This is a genomic window from Pseudoflavonifractor sp. An85 (assembly GCF_002161235.1).
In the GTDB taxonomy this organism is placed as follows: domain Bacteria; phylum Bacillota; class Clostridia; order Oscillospirales; family Oscillospiraceae; genus Enterenecus.
In genome coordinates, this window is the sequence record NZ_NFHE01000137.1 from 1 (window position 1) to 626 (window position 626).

The window sequence follows — 626 nt, forward strand, 5'->3', positions numbered from 1 at the left end:
GGTACAGCTCCCCATCTCCCGCCCCCAAGGTGTGGTTGAGCCCGCCAAAGGCGGTCTGGGTGGCCGCAGACATGCCGTTGGAATAGGCCATGGATGGTAATTTCATGCGCTCGCCTCTTCTTTCCAGATGGTCTCGTAGACCCCCACAGCTCCAGGCTCCCAGATGTTATCATCCACCTGGGATACCCACTTCTTTTCTTTGTGGGTGCACTGGCTGCCCTTCTGCCAGGGGCTTCTCCCCACGCCATCCCAGGGATACCAGGCAGGCCATTCCTCCCCAGGCTCCGGCTCGCCCACGGTACCGCCCAAAGCCTCAATGGCCGCCCGTAGAATCTTTGTCTCCTGTTCCAGGGCGTCCACCCGATCCAGAATGGTGTTGAGCTGTTCTTGGAACCCTGCATACCCATATTCCGGGTTTGCATTCTCCTGGGCCGCCTGAATCAACGCCTGTCGCTCCTCGTCGGTGATGGATGCTTGCAGCCACAGGGTGTCGATTTTCTTCAACAAATCACTCAAATTGTAGATGCCCGATGCAATGACTTCCTGAATAATTTCTTTCATGATGTTGCTCCTTTAAAATACTTGAACCACTGTGAGGCGTGTACGGCCATCGCTTGGGACATTCA

At 55.8% G+C, this 626-nt stretch carries 1 protein-coding gene; it reads right to left on the minus strand.

The features are described from left to right. Positions 1 to 102 precede the first annotated feature (102 nt). Positions 103 to 561 carry a hypothetical protein gene (locus tag B5G37_RS14830; protein WP_087258999.1) on the minus strand — a complete coding sequence of 153 codons (459 nt, stop codon included), beginning with the start codon at positions 559 to 561 and terminating at the stop codon, positions 103 to 105. Positions 562 to 626 lie beyond the last annotated feature (65 nt).

Bases quoted from the DNA above. Each gene is read 5' to 3' on its own strand.
- B5G37_RS14830 (WP_087258999.1), bottom strand. From the start codon at position 561: ATGAAAGAAATTATTCAGGAAGTCATTGCATCGGGCATCTACAATTTG.